The organism is Chryseobacterium sp. TB1-D10 (assembly GCF_059803555.1).
On sequence record NZ_JAPFHB010000005.1, the window covers coordinates 105,669 to 124,112 of the forward strand.

Consider the following 18,444-nt stretch of genomic DNA (forward strand, 5'->3'; position numbering starts at 1 on the left):
ATAATTATGGAAAGCTTCATTTTAAATAAAAATCAGATAGAGCAATATCACAGAGATGGATTTATTATCGTCAATCAATTTCTGAATTTTGAAGAGACAGAGAAACTACATCACATTGCAGTCAATGATGACGTGATGCGAAAAAATGCCTTTGACCTCAATGACCAGACTGGAAAGAAAACAAAGCTCAGTCTTTGGTACACACCAGCAAATGATACTTATGGACTTCTGACAAAATCGGAGAGAATGATTAACAATGTCAATGCGCTTCTGGATGGCGATGCGCCTGTCTGTCATTTTCACTCAAAATTGATGCAGAAAGAACCAAGAGTTGGCGGTGCGTGGGAATGGCATCAGGATTATGGCTACTGGTACAAAAATGAATTCCTGTTTCCCGACCAGATGATGTCCGTGATGGTTGCCATTACCGATGCCAATAGAGAAAACGGTTGCCTGCAGGTGATTAAAGGAACTCACAAAATGGGCAGAATAGAGCACGGTTTCTCTGGTGAGCAGGTTGGTGCTTCTCAGCATTATGTTGATTTGGCTCTTAAAACAATGGAGCATATCTATGTAGAGCTAAAAGCGGGAGATGCCTTATTTTTTCATTCCAATTTATTGCACCGCTCAGAAGCCAACACATCAGAATTCCCAAGATGGAGCTTGATTTCCTGCTACAACCGTGCTTCCAATTTTCCCTATAATGAGCCTAATCTCAGTTGCATCAAACCGATAGAAACAGTTCCGGATGATGCGATGATGAATTGGAAAACGGAAGGTCTATCAGAAAACACAGATTTTCTCTCGAAGGATAAGGACGAAGCATTGAAATAATGAAGATAAAAGTCCTTGCTACACAATGGGGAAGCGAATCCTGGCGAGCGAAAACATTTTTAGATTTTGTAAGATCTAATGATTATGACGGTGTTGAAATCAATATGCCTCAAAATTCCCAGTATATTTCCGAATTCTCGAAAGAACTGGAAATCATAAAGAGTGAAAAAGAGTTTTCTTTTGTTGGTCAGGTAGTTTTGGATTACAAAGATGAAGGTTTTAAGCAACATTTGAAAAGCTATAAAAAAAGATTGGAACAGGTTATATCTCTGAAGCCGGATTTTATCAATGCACAGACTGGTGCCGATTTTTTCAGTTTCGATGAGAATTGTGCGTTTATAGACTGTGCAGATAACCTTGCCAATGAAAACGGAATCCGTATTCTGCACGAAACACATCGGGGCAAGTTTTCATTCCATAGTCTCGGGACATTGGATTATCTGGAAAAATATCCTGAGATGGAACTGACAGCGGATTTGTCTCATTGGTGCAATGTTTCAGAAAGTTTATTAATTGGTCAAGATTTCATTTTGGAGAAAATATTTCCAAGAGTTAGACACGTACACGCGAGAATCGGTTTTCCTCAGGCGCCACAGGTCAACCACTTTATGGCGCCGGAATGGGATAGCACCAGACAAAAATTCTTAAACTGGTGGAAACAAATCATTGAAGCGAATGGTAATCAATCAAGTTTTACATTTCTTACAGAGTTTGGTCCAGAGCCTTATTTGCCAAGTCTTCCATTCAGTAATGTTCCGGTCGCCAATCAATGGGAGCTGAATCTGGCGATGAAAGATTTAATCAAAACAACTTTCAATTAAAAAATGTTTAAAAACAAATAATCATTATCTTTTATGAATTCTTTTAAACTCAAATTGCTTTTTTTCAGTATCGTAATTGGTCAGCTATTTTCCGCACAAGAATCTGTTGGGGAAATTGTACAATATCATAAGACCGCTCACGGGCTGGAAGGTAATACAGCAAAGCATTTTTTCAAAGTATCCGTTTATAATCACAATACTTTCAGAATCCAGGTTTCAAAAGGTAAAAATATTGAGGATTTTTCTTTTGCTTTGGTTGATGAAAAAATTCCTGATTTTTCCGATTTCAAAATTTTGGATTACGGAAATTCCATATCAGTTTCCACAAAAGAGATTACAGCGGAAATCCAGAAAAAACCTTATTTCAAAATAACCTATAAAAACGCCAAAGGCGAAGTAATCAATGAAGATTTGGATGGAAAAGCTTTGGGGACAACATTTCAGGGAGACAAAGTAACGGTTTACAAGAAGCATTTTGGAGAACGCTTTGTTGGTATGGGCGAATCATTGGGAAATCTTGACAGAAACAAAACCATTGTGACCACCTGGAACACGGATTTTTACAAATATGATGATCCCAGGATTCCAATGTATATCAGCGTTCCTTTTTACATCGGAATTCTGAAGGATAAGATATATGGGATTTATTATGACAACAGCTTTAAGGGCACTTTCAACTTTGGAGCATCCAATAAACGTTTTATGTCCGTCAGTTTCGATGGCGGAGATATGGATTATTTCTTCATTCACAATAATTCCGTTGCCGGAGTCATAGAAAATTATACCTCGATTACAGGAAGAATGCCGCTTCCGCCAAAATGGAGTATTGGTTACCAGCAATCCAGATGCAACTATTATAATGAAGACCAGGTAAATTTTATTGCCAACACTTTTCGAAAGAAAAAAATTCCTTTAGACGGCATTGTTCTGGATGCGGATTATCTTGTGGAATATGAACCCTTCCGCATCGATACCAAAAAGTTTCCGGATATGAAAAAAATGGCCTCAGAACTTAAAAGCAAAGGCATCGAACTGACCGCTTCCGTAAATCCTGGTATCAAAATAGACCCGACTTACGATGCTTATAATGATGGAATCAATAATGATATTTTTCTGAAATATCAGGACGGCGAAAAATACATTACTGATATTTATCCGAATACAAACTATTTTCCAGATTTTACCTATCCAAAAGCCAGACAGTGGTGGGCAGACCAGATGAAGATTTATCAGGATGTCGGTATTAATGGTTATTGGAACGATATGAATGAGCCAGCTATTGATGGCCAGATGATGCCGGACAATGTAGTTTTTGACTATAACGGAAGAAAATCCAATACCGCAGAATCTCATAATCTTTATGGTTTTCTGATGGCGCGTTCTTCTTTTGAATCATTCAAAAAATATGGCGGAAATAAAAGACCTTTTGTAATGACACGTTCCGCTTTTGCCGGTGTACAAAGGTATGCCACAGTTTGGAGCGGAGACAATCAGGCCAAGGATGAGCATATTCTCCTGGGTGTTTTGCTGAATAACCAAATGAGCCTTTCGGGAATTCCTTTTGTTGGACCGGATTTGGGTGGCTACATTGGCGATGGTAATAAAGAATTATACAGACGTTGGGTAGAAGTGGGTGTTTTTTCGCCTTATCTCAGAAATCACAGAGAGCAGTTTGCCGCCGCCAATGAACCCTGGAGCTATGGAGAAGACAATGAACTGATTTCACAGTCTTATATTGGTTTCAGATATCAGATGATGCCATATCTGTATTCAAAATTTTATGAAACCTCAAAGAACGGAATGCCGATTTCCAAAGCCTTATGTGTAGATTATCCTTTGGATTCCAAGATTTATGATGTCAATTATCAGCATCAGTTCTTCTTCGGAGATGCGTTTCTGATTGCGCCCGTGATGGGAAAAGATAAACAGAAGAAAGTTTACTTTCCGGAAGGCAAATTCTATAATATTTTTACTGATGAAAAAATCGAAGGCAATCAGGAAAAGCTGATAGAGCTTGACCCGTATCACCTGCCTATTTTTGTAAAAGAATCATCTATAATTCCCTTGCAGAATGTGACACAATCTACCAAGGAAAAACCAAATGATACTTTACAGCTGCATATCTACAATGGTGGTAAAATCAATACTTTTTCATATTACGAAGATGACGGCGAAACGCTAAATTATGAAAAAGGTGACTTTTATAAAAGGAATATAGAATTTGATCCTCAAAAAAGAAGTATCCGATTTTTCAAAGCAGAAAGTAAGTTTAGCTCAAATTTCAAAAAAATAAAAATTATACTGCACGGTTTCAATGGCATTTCTTCTGGTTTGAATGCTAAAAAAGAACAATGTAAACTTTTTGATCCCTTAGCTAATCTGGATCTGATTTTTTATGATGCTGCAGCGCTAAAAAATATGAGAAAACAAAATGAAATAAGAGATTCACAAGTTCTTTTTATCGATAATAAAGACGAAGAAATTATAATTAATTACTAGTTATGATAAAAATGAAGTTTACACATATATTCTATTGATGTTAATAGCAGTGTAAGAATGATTTCCAGTAAAATTACATTTGATCAATATATTTTTGATTTATCATTTATCAAACCGTCTTGTGTTTAAATTGAGAATAATGAAAAAATAAAATATAATTTTTTGTTTTGATTTCTGTATAATGATTTATTATTTTATTTAAGTCTTAAAAATGGCTTAATTTTTGAAAATATGTGAGTATTTTTGAAAAAGTAAAATATAATCAGTTACAGATCATTTATAAATCATGATATTAATCGTTGATGATAATCAGAACAATATTTATTCATTAAAAAAACTACTGGAGTCCAAAGATTTTCAAGTAGATACGGCGGATTCAGGTGAGGAAGCTTTGGGAAAAGCACTGAAGAATAATTATGCCCTCATCATCCTGGATGTACAGATGCCAGGAATGGACGGTTTCGAAGTGGCTGAAACCTTCGCCGGTTATAGCAAAACCAAAGATATTCCTATCATTTTTTTATCAGCCGTCAATACAGACAAGCAATTTATCACCCGAGGTTATGCTTCCGGCGGGATAGATTATGTCACAAAACCAATAGATCCGGATATTCTTTTGCTCAAGGTCAAAACTTTTTACAATCTGCAGGAGAATAATCTGGCGATGAAAAAAAGCCAGCAAAGTCTGGAACTGGAAGTACAGGGAAGGAGAGAAGCTCAGGTCACGATGAGATCTGAAATAGATCATTTTCATCTCATGCTGGAAGCTTTGCCACAGATCGCATTTACTCTGGATGCGGCTGGCGCAGTAACTTTTGTGAATAGTAAATGGTACGAATATTCGGCTTCTGAAAAAGTTTTTCCGGAAACACATGCCGATGATCAAAGTATTCTTCTGGAATTTGAACGTTGCCGAAAGAAAAAGAAAGCACTTGAATTAGAGATTCGAATCAGGAATAGAGAAACTGGAGATTTTAGATTTCATTTGCTGAGAATGTCTCCTGTTTTTGATGGGAAATCTATTAAAAACTGGGTAGGAACTTTTACAGATATAGACGACCAGAAAAAGGTAGAAAAGGAAAAAGATGAATTCTTGAGTATTGCCAGCCACGAGCTCAAAACTCCTTTGACAAGTATCAAAGCTTATATGCAGCTTCTGGAACGTAAACTGAAAATCAATGAAGAAAATTCGGAAGCCACTTATGTAAAAAAGGCTTTATCTCAAGTTGAAAAGCTGAATAGCCTGATTACCGATTTATTGGATGTTTCCAAAATTGAAAATGGAAAGCTGAAGATCAATAAAAAAAGAAACAACTTGGATCACGTTATTAGCAACGCTATTGATACAATTATTCAAACACACGATGATAAGGTGAAAATCACACGTCACGGTTTAATTCCAGATATTCTTATTCCGTTTGATGAGATTAGAATAGAGCAGGTTTTGATTAATTTCCTGACCAATGCCATCAAATATTCCCCGGAAAATAACCAGGTCATCGTCACAACTTTTGTAGATGAAAATGAAGTGCGGGTAAGCGTAACAGACTTTGGAATTGGTATTCCCGATTTCAAGCAGGATGCGGTTTTCAAAAAATTCTACCGGGTAGAGGAGTCATCCTTGCAATTCCAGGGAATGGGAATCGGGTTGTACATCTGTTCAGAAATCATCAGCCAGCACGATGGGACAATTGGTTTATCAAGCGTGGTAGGAGAAGGTTCTACATTTTATTTCACATTACCTTTAAATTAATTTTATGCCGAAAAAAGTTATCAGAAGTCTACAATTCGGGATTGGATTTTCTTTAATAATACTAATTTCGAGTTCCATCGCATCTTACTGGAGCATCCAAAAACAGATGGAAAACCGCGAGAATGTTTCCAAAAGCAGAAAATCTATGACTGCCGTAAAAGATGTCTTAATTGCTCTTTTGGATGCAGAAACTGGAAATAGAGGATTTCAACTGACGGGGCGAGAGAATTTTCTCGAACCTTATAATCGCAGCATTAAAGAATATTCCAGGGCAATACAATTAGCCAAATCTTTTGATATTGATAACGAAGCGCAACTTGAACGCTTGAAAAGCCTTGAGCAGAATGTTGACGGCAATATGAGTAACATAAAACAGTTCGTCCAAAACAAGCGCAACGGAATTACAATGACCCAGGATCAGATGATGCTGAGCAAAGTCTATATGGACAAATGCAGGATTCTGGTTCACAATTTTGTACAGTTTGAAGAGGCTCAACTGGCAACAAAAAACAAAGATCTGGATAGATCTTCCAATACAACAGTTTTATTCATTATATTTTCTGCATTGGCCGCCATTGCCGTTACCGTATTTTTCTATATCAAGCTCAGAAATGATTTGCTGAGAAGAGATAAACTTGAAAAAGAACTGAAAGCTAAAGATCTGGAAATTTCCAAACGTGTAAGTGTGATTCAGCAGGTGGCGAACAGAGTTTCCAACGGTGATTACAGCCAAAGACTGGTAGATAACTTTGACGGTGATCTTGGAGATTTGGTAGAATCACTAAATCACATGACGGATTCCCTGAAAGAATCATTCGATAAGATAAATAAGAGCGACTGGCATCAGAAAGGTTTGGCTTTGCTCAATGAATCGTTGGTCGGAAACAAATCTGTAAGTCAGGTAACAATAGACTCTTTAAATCAATTAATCGAGTACGGAAATTGCACAAACGGTGCTATTTATTTAGTTGATGATGCCAAACTCAAGCTTACCACAGCATTCGGATTAGAAAATTCGATGAGGCAATCATTCGCCCTTGGAGAGGGAATGGTTGGACAGGTTTTTATTCAGAAAACACCCAAGGTCTATAATGACCTTAATGAAAATGATTTTGCAATTTCGTTCGCAAGTGGCAAAGTAAAAATTAATGCTATAGTACTGATTCCGATATTATTGCATAAAGAAAGTATTGGCGTCGTAGAATTGAGTTCCGCATCGAATTTCAATGAGCAGCAGATCGATTATTTTGTAGAGAGTTGCAAAAATATTGCAATGGCTCTGAGTGCTGCAAAAGGCAGAGAACAGGAACAGCGATTGCTAGAGGAAACTCAGGCACAATCTGAAGAATTACAAGTTCAACATTCTGAATTGGAAAACCTGAACACAGAACTGGAAGCACAGACCCAAAAACTTCAGGCTTCCGAAGAGGAGCTGAAAGTACAGCAGGAAGAACTGATGCAGACCAATACAGAATTAGAAGAGCGTTCAAAACTACTGGAAGAGAAAAATCATCTGATAGCAGAGCGAAACAACGAAATTCAGAAAAAAGCGGAAGAGTTAGAATTAAGCACAAAATATAAATCTGAGTTTCTTGCCAATATGTCACACGAATTGAGAACACCTTTGAACTCAATTTTGCTTTTGTCAAGATTAATGGCAGAAAATTCTGATAATAATCTAAATGAAGACCAGATAGAATCCGCCAAAGTAATCCAAAGTTCCGGAACTAGCCTTTTGACATTAATAGACGAAATATTAGATCTTGCCAAAATAGAATCGGGGAAAATGTCTCTGGAATATCAGGAAGTTTTCTTGGAAGATGTTGTGAAGGATCTAAAAAACCTGATGACACCTATTGCTACAAACAAGCGAATAGAATTCAATATCAATGTCGAGGATAATCTGGAAATCATTGAAACAGACCGTCTGCGTCTGGATCAGGTGATGAGGAATCTGTTGTCCAACGCTATCAAATTCACAAAAGAAGGAAGCGTGGATTTGAATATAAAACAAGATCCTAAGAATCAGAATTATATTATTTTCTCTGTAAAAGATACAGGAATAGGAATTCCAGTTGAGAAGCAGAAGGTGATCTTCGAAGCTTTCCAGCAAGCAGATGGCTCTACGCAGAGAAAGTTTGGCGGCACAGGGCTGGGACTATCCATCAGCCGTGAAATTGCCAAATTGTTGGGAGGAGAGTTGGTTGTGGAAAGTAAAGTAAATGAAGGTAGCGAATTCAGCCTCATTATTCCAAAAGATGAAGAATCTAAAGCTGACAAAATTGAAAGAAATCTGATATTGGACGATGTTCTTTTGCAAGAGGCAGAGGAAAACAAAAGCATCATAGACTATAATGAATATGGTATTTCAACAGCCATCAATGTTTTGGAAATTCCGGAAGATGTAGCGGATGACCGTGACAATATTACGGAAGATGATAAAGTCATTCTGATTGTAGAAGATGATACCAATTTTGCGGTTGCATTATTGAAATATGCCCGTCTTCAAAATTACAAAGGTATCGTTGCAGTCAGAGGAGACCACGCCATTTCTGCAGCTTTAAAATATCGTCCCGCAGCTATTCTTCTGGATGTCCAGCTTCCTGTTAAAGATGGATGGCAGGTTATGGATGAGTTGAAAGCGAACCCTCAGACAAAACCAATCCCTGTTCACATGATGTCCTCTCTGCACGTGAGACAGCAGAGTCTGATGAAAGGAGCAATAGATTTCATTAATAAACCTGTTGCAATGGAGCAGATGACGCAGGTTTTCAAAAAAATCGAGGAAGCGCTGAAAAGATCGCCTCAAAAGGTGCTGATTGTAGAGGAAAATGCTAAACATGCCAGTGCATTGTCATATTTCTTGAGCAATTTTAATATCTCACTTTCCATAGAAGATAATGTGGAAGACAGTGTGAAAGCCCTCACATCAGACAAAACGGATTGTGTGATTCTGGACATTGGACCGGATAGAAGAAATGGCTATAAAATCATAGAATCAATAAAAACCTATGAAGGACTGGAAAATTTGCCGATTATCATTTTTACAGAAAGGAATCTATCCAAATCCGAGGAGCTGAAAATAAAACAATATGCAGATTCTATCGTTGTGAAAACGGCACACTCTTACCAGAGAATTCTGGATGAGGTTGGTTTGTTTTTGCATTTGGTTGAAGAAAAAAACAGCTCTGTAGAAATCATCAGAAACAAAACTTTAGGTTCATTGACAGAGGTATTGAGCGGTAAAAAAATACTCGTAACTGATGACGATGTTAGAAATATTTTCTCACTTTCAAAAGCTTTGGAAAAATACAAAGTAGAAGTGGTATTGGCGATGGATGGCAAACAAGCTTTGGAACAAATTAAACAAAATCCTGATATCGATGTAGTTCTTATGGATATGATGATGCCGGAGATGGATGGCTACGAAACCATTCAGGAGATCAGGAAGATGCCTTCATATAAAAAGTTACCTATCATTGCAGTTACCGCAAAATCTATGATCGGTGATCGGGACAAATGTCTGCAGGCTGGTGCATCAGATTACATCACAAAACCTGTAGATATAGATCAATTGCTATCTTTGCTGCGTGTCTGGCTATATGAAAACTAATAACTGTTTAAATTTTTTATGAGTAAAAAGATTTTAATTGTGGATGATGATCCTAATAATATTTTTGCCCTGAGATTGACCCTGAAAGCCCGTAAATACCAACTCGAAAGTTGTATGATGGCAGATGAAGCAATCCGGATTTTAAAAGAAGATAAAGATTTCTGCGTTGTATTAATGGATATGATGATGCCGGAAATAGATGGATATGAGGCCATCAAAATTATAAGAAATACACCTGAAATAAGCAAAACGCCAATCATTGCTGTCACTGCACAAGCGATGGATGAAGACCGTCAAAAGTGTCTGGAAGCAGGCGCTCAAGATTATATTAAAAAACCAATAGACGTAGATCTATTAATAAATGCTATAGAAAAACACTGCTAATGCTGGAACCAAGTATCGTAAAAGATAACGAAATAGAACATCTGATAAAAGATATCTATGAATCTTACGGTTATGATTTTTCTCTGTACAGCCGCGCATCCTTTACCAGAAGGATCAATAGGATATGCATGATAGACAGATTTGCCAGCTATGCAGAGTTGCGTTATCAGGTTCTGAATGATCCGGATTATTTCAAACATTTTATAGAAGAAATTACGGTAAACGTAACAGAAATGTTCCGTGATCCGCTATTCTTCAAATCACTTCGGGAGAAAATTTTGCCGCAATTGGGAACTTTCCCACTCATTAGAATTTGGGTTGCGGGCTGTTCCACTGGCGAGGAGGCGTACTCCATTGCTATTTTGCTGAAAGAAGCAGGACTTTATCATAAGTGTCTTATTTATGGCACAGACATTAATCCATCTGTTTTAGAAACTGCCCGTGCAGGAGTGTTTCCGATGCATCAGATGAAAACTTACTCCGAAAACTATATGCTTTCCGGCGGTAAAAAAGATTTTTCGCAGTACTATACAGCCAATTATGACAGTGCAAAATTTGATAGAAGTTTACAGGAAAAATTAATTTTATCGACTCATAATTTGGTTTCTGACAGTTCATTCAACAGTTTTCAGTTGGTTATTTGCCGTAATGTTTTGATTTATTTTGATAAAGAATTGCAAGAACGGGTTTTCGGGCTTTTTGATGCTAGCCTGGAAAATCTGGGATATTTGGCTTTAGGTTCAAAAGAAACCCTGAGGTTTTCTAATTTAGGGAAGTTTTACCATCAGATTGATGATCAGAAGATCTGGAAAAAAGTAGATCATAATTAATCGATGGAAACACACGGTGGCAAAACAGAATTGGTAGTCATAGGAGGCTCTGCAGGAAGTTTGCAGGTCATTCTGGAAACTGTGAAAAATCTGAATGTTGATTTGAGTTTTCCTATTGTTTTGGTAGTTCACCGCAAGGCACAGGCAGAAAGTATCCTTCCAAAGCTGTTGCAGCAATTTTCTGATAATGAAGTCATTGAAATTGAAGATAAAACAGAAGTGAAAAACAGCAAAATTTACATCGTCCCTTCTGATTATCATCTGTTGTTCGAAAATAAAAATATATTCTCGCTGGATGGTTCAGAAAAAATGAATTATTCGCGGCCGTCCATTGATGTTACTTTCAGATCAGCGTCGGAAATTTTCAGGCAGAGTACCGTTGGTGTGCTTTTATCGGGAGCAAATTCTGATGGAGTAGAAGGTTTGAAATATATTAAAAAAAACGAAGGCAAAATTTGGATTCAGGATCCGGAAAGTGCTGATGTGGACTATATGCCGAGACAGGCAATCCAAAATGTAGAATATGATCTTATTGTCAAACCAAATAATTTGGCAAATTATATTAATCAATTAAAATAACTAACTATATATACTAATGAATAAGATTTTAATTTTTGACGACGATGCAAGTATTCTTGAGGTCATCACTATCATTTTTGAAGAAAATGGCTATACAGTAGAGATCTCTGAAACTTCGCACGACATCATAGAAAAAGTGTCAAAATTCCGTCCGGATGTTATTTTGATGGACAACTGGATCCCGAATATCGGCGGTGTAGAAGCTACAAAACTTCTGAAAAGTCATGAAGAATTCAAAAATATCCCAGTCATTTATGTGACAGCAAATAATGATATTGCAATGTTAGCCGAAAGCGCTCAGGCTGATGACTATGTTGCAAAACCTTTCAATCTGGAAGATCTGGAAGAGAAAGTAGCGCATTATATGAATTTGAAATAAATTTTGCGTCGTTAACTTCTACAACGTATAACAAAAAACTCTTCCTATCTGGGAAGAGTTTTTTTAGTTTTAATTTATGAATGAAAATCCGGATTGATCTTCAGATCATTCAGGTCGAGTTGGAGCTCAGCCTTCCTGATTTCCTCATCTTCATAATATTTTTCTTTTCTCATTTGGAAGATTTCGACTCGTTGTTTGTCATAGATTTCCTTTAGAATCTCCTCGAAGTTATCTATCTCTTGTGACGTACAATTGTTACATTCCATCAGATCCAATTGATTTTCGGTGTTTTCAGTTTCCAATGAGATTTGCTTCTGATAATTTTTGAGAAGATTGCTTTTTTGCAAAACATCACTGTAGTTATTATTAATGTGGCTCAGAGCCAATCTGTTGAGTCTTAGTTGTATCTGCGCTTCCTGCTGCTCTTGTGGCAAAACAACATCCATTGCCGGCATATCAAGTTTTTTTACAATCCAGGGCAAAGACAAACCCTGAACTACCAAGGTTATAAAAATTACAATGAAAGTAATAAGCAAAATCAAATTTCGATGAGGGAAGGGCGAACCATCCGGCATCAGAAAGGGAATCGAAAGTGCTGTTGCCAAGGAAACCACACCACGCATTCCTGCCCAGCCTATCACCAGTGGTCCTTTCCATCCGGGATTTTGTTCTCTTCTCACAGATTTGAAAAGCCATCTTGGGACAAATGCCGCAGGATAAATCCACAAAAACCGAATAGCAATAGCCACAATACTGATTATTATACCATACTTAATTCCTTGAATCAACGATGCTTCTTCCAATCCATGGATGATGGAAGGAAGTGATAATCCAATTAAGATAAAAACCATCGCATTCATCACGAAAATCACAGTTGTCCAAACGCCCAGCATATTAAGTCTTGTGTTTCCGTTTTTAAAGATTTCGTGAGATCTGTATGAGATGAAAAGTCCGCCAGTAACAACCGCCATTACACCGGAGAAGTGAAATTGTTCTGCTCCCAGGTAAAGAATGTAAGGTGTCATTATCGTCAATGCCGCATCCATTGCAGAGGTAGTTGGCAGGAAACGATGAATCAGGTACATAATTCCGCCGCCCACAAGTCCGAACACGATTCCCATTCCGGCCACTAAAAAGAATTGTCCAACAGCTTCGTGCATAGAGAAACTGCCTGTCAGAATTGCAGCTAAAGCAAATCTAAAAACAATCAGGGATGAAGCATCATTAACCAAACTTTCGCCTTCCAGAATACTCACGATTCTTTTCGGAACCGGTAATCCTTTCAGAACGGTAGTTGCTGCAACAGCATCAGGCGGCGAAATAATCCCACCTAAAAGAAATCCCAGTGCTAAAGTAAAACCGGGAATCATAGCCTGAGAAAGATATGCGATGATAACCGACGTTGCGAAAACCAACCCGAAAGCCAATAGAGCAATTGGTCTTTTCCATTTCCAGAAGTCATTCCAGGAAGTGTACCAGGCGGCTTCGTATAATAATGGCGGAAGGAATATCAGAAAGACCAATTCCGGGTCCAGTTCTATTTCCGGAATTCCGGGAAGTAAACTGATCGCTAATCCTGCAATAACTAAAAATATAGGGTAAGCAATCTTCATTTTCCGGGCCACCATGACCATCATAAAAACTGAAAACAATAAGGCTAAAATCAATAATAGATTGTGATGCATTTGTGAAAGAATTGGTTGGATTGAGTTGTAAAAATATCACTCTCTCTATTAAAATCCTATATATGCAATCAATTAATTTAAAATCCCAATTGTTTGGTTTTGATTCTATAATTAAAACTTTAATTATAAGCCACTTATATATGTACTTTGAATTATATATCTTAGATTTATTTTTTCAAAATTTATATTAAGAAATTGTAACATAGTCGGCTTTATAACTACAAATAAAACAAATATTATTATCAAAAAATGAAAAAGATCTCACTTACGGCATTAATGTTGGCTTCTTTGGTAAGCACCGTTTCTGCCCAGTCCAAGCAAAACGCATTGGAATTGACTTATATGGACACCTCTGTTCGTCCTCAGGATGATTTTTATAACTATGTCAACGGAACGTGGATGAAGACTGCCAAGATTCCGGCAGACAAACCAAGCTGGGGATCTTTCACACAGTTGAGAGAGACGACGGATATGAATTCATTAGGACTTTTGGACAATATCCTGAAGGAAAAATTTGAAAACGGTTCCGAAGGACAGAAGATCCAGGCGCTCTACCAGACTTACATGGATATGAACAAGCGTAATGCAGATGGTCTTAATCCAATCAAAGGAGATCTTGCTAAAATTGATGGAATCAAAAATCTTGCTGATCTTCAAAAATATCTGATTGATGCCACTAAGAGAGGCGACAACTCATTCTACGAGTGGGGTGTGGATGGTGATCTTAAAGATTCTAAGATGAACGCTGTTTATCTTGGCGATGCGTCTTTGGGGCTTGGAAGAGATTATTACCAGAAAGATTCTCCGAAGAATACAGAAACCATCGAGGAATACAAAAAATATGTAGCGCAGGTTCTTGCTGAGATCGGATACAAAAACTCTGCTGTTGTTGCAGGACAAATTGTAGATTTCGAAAAGAAAATCGCTAAAACATTGCTGACGAATGAGCAGATCCGTGACGCTACTCTTCAATATAATCCTAAGACTTTACCTGAACTTAAAACCTTAGTTAAGAACATCGATCTTCCAAAATATCTGGCTGAAGTTGGTGTGAAAACCGATAAAGTAATCATAGGAGAATTGGGGTATTACAAAAACCTTGATACTTTTTTAAATGAGAAGAATATTCCTTTGATCAAAGATTATCTTAAATTCAATTTGGTTTCAGGAAGCGCAGGTTATCTTAACCAAAAGTTGGATACAATGAGATTTGATTTCTACAGCAAATATCTTCAGGGGCAGCAGGAGCAGAGAGCGATGAACAAAAGAGCGCTTGGTTTAATCAATGGCGTTGTAGGAGAAGCTTTTGGGAAGGTGTATGTTGAGAAATATTTCACACCAGAAGCTAAGGCGCAGATGTTGACTTACGTGGATTATCTTAAGAAAAGTTTCGCTGTTCATATCAACGGACTGACCTGGATGTCGTCTGTAACAAAGGCGAAAGCATTAGAAAAATTAAATAAATTCACAGTTAAGATCGCTTATCCTGACACATGGAAAGATTACTCCAAGTTGACTTTGAAGTCTGAAAAAGATGGAGGAACACTTTATGCAAATCTTCAAAACGTTTCCAGCTGGCATTATGCTAAAGAATTAGAAAAAGTAGGAAAGCCGGTTGATAAAAAAGAATGGGGGATGTCTCCACAGACTGTGAACGCTTATTACAACCCGGTAAACAACGAGATCGTTTTCCCTGCAGCGATTCTTCAGCCGCCTTTCTTCAATCCTGCGGCAGATGCTGCGGTTAACTTTGGAGGAATCGGAGCGGTTATTGGCCACGAGATGACACACGGTTTTGATGACAGTGGTGCGCAGTTCGACGGCGATGGTAACCTGAAAGACTGGTGGACTGCCGAAGACAAAGCGAACTTCGAGAAGGCAACGAAAAGTTTAGCTGCCCAGTACGATACTTATTCTCCGGTAAAAGATATCCACGTGAACGGAACATTCACCAACGGAGAAAATATTGCCGATCTTGGTGGTGTTAATATCGCTTATGACGCCTTGCAAATGTATCTGAAAGACAAAGGAACACCTGGCAAAATAGATGGTTATACGCCGGATCAGAGATTCTTCCTAAGCTGGGCAACCGTTTGGAGAACACTTTCTACTGAGAAGTTTATGACCAATCAGGTGAAGACAGATCCACACTCTCCGGGACTTTACAGAAGTTTTGGACCATTGGTAAACACCGAAGCTTTCTACAAGGCATTTGATGTGAAGCAAGGCGACAAGCTTTACAAAAAACCGGAAGAAAGAGTAAAAATCTGGTAAGATCAGCATTACAATAAAATGACAAAGTCCCGTGAATTTCGCGGGACTTTTTTGTTTAAAATAAATCATCCAATGCCCATTGATACCGCTTTCATAAATATTTAATCCTATAAGATTAATGATGACTTTAGACTTTGGAAAAACAGTCCTCTAAAAGTAACATCTAATTTGTCTGCATCGGTTACACAATTTGTCCGCACAAATTAATTAATCTATCCGCATAAGTTGATTGATTTGTCTGCACAAATTGACAAGTTTGTCCGCACAAATTTAATGATGTCTGTGCAGTGTCTATAAAATGCGACCGCCCCGATGAATTATCACTGGGGCGGTTTTGCTAAAAAGCTTTTCTATTGTTGGTATCAGTGTCTATTTTCTATACTTCTCGTACTTTACATTTCTGAGCATATCCTGAAGGTCTTGTCCCGGGCGGAAATTGATTTTGCTGTTTTTGATCACAGAAGTATTTACTTTTTCGGCTGTCTCTACGCCCTCACTGGATAGGGTAATGCGAAAGGTTCCGAAGTCGCCCAGCTTTACAATCTCGCCATCATTCAGGTGACGTGCTATTGATTTGATGAGATCATTCAAAACGGCTAATACATCTGTGTCGGAAACTGTGGTAGAGCCGCCGGCTATTTCTTTGGCAATAGCTCGTAGATTAATTTCCCCGTCTGCTTTGGCAATTGCATAAAATTTAGGTGTTGCGTTTTTGTCTAGTGGATTCTTACGCTCTACGACGTTGTACTTTACTGGCATAATGATTTGTGTTTTTTAATTATTAATTAAACAAATTGTGAGTTACTAAATTAATTTTTTTTCTGATATAATTGCCTGTGTGGTTAATTTAATTTAAATAAAGACCAAATTTGTGGTATTTGCATAGATAAATACTTTATTGTGAAGTAATTTGTACTAATAGTGTGTTATTCTTAAATTTTTATTCGATTTTTAAAACAAAAATGCCCACTCGATTGAGTGGGCTTCTGTATTGATTATAATTCTAAAGAGTTAGTCTTTTGTAAACTTACTAGTATCTACATTTCTTCGATTATAGACTTTTATTAAATAATTGCCTTTCGGTAATTCCTGAACACTTATTTTTTTGGAATAACCAGTTTTTAATAGTTTACCTGATGTATCAAAAATTTCAACACGTTGTATATCTTCATCTGTCTGGATGTTGATATCATCTTTTGAAGGGTTAGGATATAATTTTAAACTGCTGGTTTTTATAACTGCATCAGGTGATTTTCCTTTTTTACCTCCTGATGGATTGTATGACTTATTAAAATTTGAACAGGTATCTGTATTTTCAGCATATAATAGATGGCTTTTTCCTGTACCTGGTTTCAGTAAAGTATTTACATCTAAGGTTATTGCTTTCTTAGCTCTGAAAACAATATCAGAATTTTCAACAAACCCTTCATTTTTTAGCCTAATATATTCAGGGGAGTTAAGTAATTCGAAATGCCATCTGTTAAATGTTCTGTTCTCCAGCAATACTTCGCCTCCGTTGTCTGAATTCATTTGCCAGGCAGCCTTAGTAGCTTTACCTGCGTCTATTCTTCCTGCACCCATCTTTCCTAGATATGGAGAATTTTCTGGTATTAATTCCAAATCTGCGGAAGTAAGTTTGAGTAATGATTCTACTTCGTCCGGATTTAAACAATTATTAGCCGCAAATAATAGAGCTACCACACCAGAAACCTGTGGTGCGGATATGGAAGTTCCCCAAGCTCCACTGTATGAACTATCTGAATCTGCATTTGCTCCTAAGATATTAAAACCTGCTGCAAATAAATCAACTTTATCATTCAATTGATGAGTAGAAGTTGGATCACCAATTCCTTGTTCTACACGATCGCGCCATAACATTGGTATATTGTTATATGTATATCCTACATCTAAATGGCCGACAGAGGAGACGCTAATGACGTGATCAAAACTTGCAGGATATACGTATTCAAGATAACTGCTGCAAGGTCGTGTTCCATTCCCGGCTGATGCTACTATCACAGTTCCATTGTTATGTATCTCATCCATTATCAATTGTACAGTTTGCGAAGGTGAATTACAATATCCCCAACTTGCATTAACTACTCGAGCTCCATTTTGTGATAACTCTAAAAGCTGATTATATCCAATAGTATTATAGAGTACACCAGAGTTGAAGCCGGTGCCGGGTATTCCTAAAGCATTATCTGTATTTGCTGCTGCATGGCTGGCAACAGCTGTGCCATGTGAATCAGGGGTCGTGTAGCTGATTAAACTTGTAATTTTTCCGGTTAAATCTTCGTGAGTGGATCTGATAGGAGTATCACTTATTCCAATTTTAAATTCTGGATCACCATGTGTATAATCCCAAGCCTCTCTAATATTAATGAGCTCTAAGTTTTTAAGAGGATCAGAAGTTCCCGGATAATTGTAATCACTTGGTGTGTACATTAACTCTGGTTGAAAGATCTGTTCTGCATATGGAAAATATATAGAATAGTTTTGCAGAAGAGTATTTTTTAAGCTAATGTCATCGCATTCTACGTAGTACATACTCTGTAACCTTGGAGTTACGGCAGTTGGAAATGCCTTTTCAAACTTATAAATGTTATAGCTGGAAACTAAATTATTGAGATCATTATTTATAAATGAAAGAGTAAGTGTACCGCCTTTCCTGTAAGAGACTTCAGGTACTACTGTGCTGTTAGGTATTTCTAGATAAAATTTAAAATGCTCCTGAGCATTTAATAAACCAGAAGATAGAAAAACCATTATTTTTAATATGGTTTTCATACT

Annotated in this window: 13 protein-coding genes; 10 read left to right on the top strand and 3 right to left on the bottom strand. The window is 37.4% G+C overall.

Going from position 1 to position 18,444, the window contains the following annotated elements; all coding sequences use genetic code 11:
• Positions 1 to 6 precede the first annotated feature (6 nt).
• The 9 genes from OPU68_RS08465 to OPU68_RS08505 all read left to right on the top strand — a co-directional run bounded on the left by OPU68_RS08465 (position 7) and on the right by OPU68_RS08505 (position 11,692).
• Positions 7 to 834 (top strand): phytanoyl-CoA dioxygenase family protein, encoded by an 828-nt coding sequence (locus tag OPU68_RS08465; RefSeq protein WP_498473552.1) that lies wholly within the window; start codon positions 7 to 9, stop codon positions 832 to 834.
• Complete coding sequence (locus tag OPU68_RS08470; RefSeq protein ID WP_498473553.1) at positions 834 to 1,655, top strand: sugar phosphate isomerase/epimerase; 822 nt, start codon at positions 834 to 836, stop codon at positions 1,653 to 1,655. The genes OPU68_RS08465 and OPU68_RS08470 overlap by 1 nt, the downstream gene beginning before the upstream one ends.
• A 33-nt stretch (positions 1,656 to 1,688) precedes the next feature.
• Positions 1,689 to 4,154 (top strand): glycoside hydrolase family 31 protein, encoded by a 2,466-nt coding sequence (locus tag OPU68_RS08475; protein WP_498473554.1) that lies wholly within the window; start codon positions 1,689 to 1,691, stop codon positions 4,152 to 4,154.
• A 286-nt stretch (positions 4,155 to 4,440) separates the two neighbouring features.
• On the top strand, positions 4,441 to 5,907 hold the full coding sequence (locus tag OPU68_RS08480; RefSeq protein ID WP_498473555.1) for a hybrid sensor histidine kinase/response regulator: 1,467 nt from the start codon (positions 4,441 to 4,443) through the stop codon (positions 5,905 to 5,907).
• A 4-nt stretch (positions 5,908 to 5,911) separates the two neighbouring features.
• Entirely contained in the window at positions 5,912 to 9,520 is a 3,609-nt protein-coding gene (locus OPU68_RS08485) for a response regulator (protein ID WP_498473556.1), read from the top strand.
• A gap of 18 nt (positions 9,521 to 9,538) precedes the next feature.
• Complete coding sequence (locus OPU68_RS08490; RefSeq protein WP_498473557.1) at positions 9,539 to 9,904, top strand: response regulator; 366 nt, start codon at positions 9,539 to 9,541, stop codon at positions 9,902 to 9,904.
• Positions 9,904 to 10,734: a CheR family methyltransferase gene (locus tag OPU68_RS08495; protein ID WP_498473558.1), complete on the top strand. Its 831-nt coding sequence runs from the start codon at positions 9,904 to 9,906 to the stop codon at positions 10,732 to 10,734. The genes OPU68_RS08490 and OPU68_RS08495 overlap by 1 nt, the downstream gene beginning before the upstream one ends.
• Positions 10,735 to 10,737: 3 nt before the next feature.
• Positions 10,738 to 11,313, top strand: a complete 576-nt coding sequence (locus OPU68_RS08500; protein ID WP_498473559.1) for a chemotaxis protein CheB — start codon at positions 10,738 to 10,740, stop codon at positions 11,311 to 11,313.
• A 16-nt stretch (positions 11,314 to 11,329) separates the two neighbouring features.
• Positions 11,330 to 11,692: a response regulator gene (locus OPU68_RS08505; protein WP_498473560.1), complete on the top strand. Its 363-nt coding sequence runs from the start codon at positions 11,330 to 11,332 to the stop codon at positions 11,690 to 11,692.
• A 74-nt stretch (positions 11,693 to 11,766) separates the two neighbouring features.
• Here OPU68_RS08505 and OPU68_RS08510 read toward each other — a convergent pair whose 3' ends face one another.
• A complete protein-coding gene (locus OPU68_RS08510; RefSeq protein ID WP_498473561.1) occupies positions 11,767 to 13,377 on the bottom strand; it encodes a Na+/H+ antiporter in 1,611 nt (536 codons plus the stop codon).
• A 249-nt stretch (positions 13,378 to 13,626) separates the two neighbouring features.
• Between OPU68_RS08510 and OPU68_RS08515 the strand changes: the two genes are divergently transcribed.
• Positions 13,627 to 15,651: a M13 family metallopeptidase gene (locus OPU68_RS08515; RefSeq protein ID WP_498473562.1), complete on the top strand. Its 2,025-nt coding sequence runs from the start codon at positions 13,627 to 13,629 to the stop codon at positions 15,649 to 15,651.
• A gap of 369 nt (positions 15,652 to 16,020) precedes the next feature.
• Here the strand turns inward: OPU68_RS08515 and OPU68_RS08520 are convergent, their stop codons facing one another.
• Positions 16,021 to 16,410: an HU family DNA-binding protein gene (locus OPU68_RS08520; RefSeq protein ID WP_498473563.1), complete on the bottom strand. Its 390-nt coding sequence runs from the start codon at positions 16,408 to 16,410 to the stop codon at positions 16,021 to 16,023.
• A 252-nt stretch (positions 16,411 to 16,662) separates the two neighbouring features.
• A complete protein-coding gene (locus OPU68_RS08525) occupies positions 16,663 to 18,441 on the bottom strand; it encodes a S8 family serine peptidase (protein ID WP_498473564.1) in 1,779 nt (592 codons plus the stop codon).
• Positions 18,442 to 18,444: the final 3 nt, after the last annotated feature.

Coding starts and splice junctions, on each gene's coding strand:
- OPU68_RS08465 (WP_498473552.1), top strand. CDS start 7: ATGGAAAGCTTCATTTTAAATAAAAATCAGATAGAGCAATATCACAGA.
- OPU68_RS08470 (WP_498473553.1), top strand. CDS start 834: ATGAAGATAAAAGTCCTTGCTACACAATGGGGAAGCGAATCCTGGCGA.
- OPU68_RS08475 (WP_498473554.1), top strand. CDS start 1,689: ATGAATTCTTTTAAACTCAAATTGCTTTTTTTCAGTATCGTAATTGGT.
- OPU68_RS08480 (WP_498473555.1), top strand. CDS start 4,441: ATGATATTAATCGTTGATGATAATCAGAACAATATTTATTCATTAAAA.
- OPU68_RS08485 (WP_498473556.1), top strand. CDS start 5,912: ATGCCGAAAAAAGTTATCAGAAGTCTACAATTCGGGATTGGATTTTCT.
- OPU68_RS08490 (WP_498473557.1), top strand. CDS start 9,539: ATGAGTAAAAAGATTTTAATTGTGGATGATGATCCTAATAATATTTTT.
- OPU68_RS08495 (WP_498473558.1), top strand. CDS start 9,904: ATGCTGGAACCAAGTATCGTAAAAGATAACGAAATAGAACATCTGATA.
- OPU68_RS08500 (WP_498473559.1), top strand. CDS start 10,738: ATGGAAACACACGGTGGCAAAACAGAATTGGTAGTCATAGGAGGCTCT.
- OPU68_RS08505 (WP_498473560.1), top strand. CDS start 11,330: ATGAATAAGATTTTAATTTTTGACGACGATGCAAGTATTCTTGAGGTC.
- OPU68_RS08510 (WP_498473561.1), bottom strand. CDS start 13,377: ATGCATCACAATCTATTATTGATTTTAGCCTTATTGTTTTCAGTTTTT.
- OPU68_RS08515 (WP_498473562.1), top strand. CDS start 13,627: ATGAAAAAGATCTCACTTACGGCATTAATGTTGGCTTCTTTGGTAAGC.
- OPU68_RS08520 (WP_498473563.1), bottom strand. CDS start 16,410: ATGCCAGTAAAGTACAACGTCGTAGAGCGTAAGAATCCACTAGACAAA.
- OPU68_RS08525 (WP_498473564.1), bottom strand. CDS start 18,441: ATGAAAACCATATTAAAAATAATGGTTTTTCTATCTTCTGGTTTATTA.